Origin of the sequence: Shewanella sp. AC91-MNA-CIBAN-0169 (genome assembly GCF_040310165.1) — a bacterium.
Lineage (GTDB): Bacteria > Pseudomonadota > Gammaproteobacteria > Enterobacterales > Shewanellaceae > Shewanella.
The window spans coordinates 1-272 of the sequence record NZ_JBEOPM010000112.1 but is presented as its reverse complement, the minus strand read 5'-3'; the positions used below and the strand labels follow the sequence as shown (position 1 = coordinate 272).

The window sequence follows — 272 nt, the reverse complement described above, 5'->3', positions numbered from 1 at the left end:
GGTAGTGACCAGCGCGCTGCGTACCTCGGAGTGAGTCATCAATACCCGCTCGACGTCTGCGCTGAAGATCTTGAAACCGCGCACCTTCAAATGGGTCGTCGCACGCCCTATCAGATAAACCTCTCCGGTCTCGCTCAGCCGCACCATATCGCCGGTGCGCAGCAGCCGGTGTGCCAGCGTCGGGCAGTCGGTGGCCATTGGATTTTCCACGAAGGCACTGCGGTTTGCCGCGTCGTCATTGAGGTAGCCCATGCTGAGGCCTGGGGTATGGA

1 protein-coding gene is annotated in these 272 nt (G+C 61.0%); it reads right to left on the bottom strand.

The window, feature by feature from the left end; genetic code table 11:
* On the bottom strand, positions 1–252 hold a 252-nt coding region (locus AAEY98_RS22325; RefSeq protein WP_351019769.1), incomplete at its 3' end, for a hypothetical protein.
* Positions 253–272: the final 20 nt, after the last annotated feature.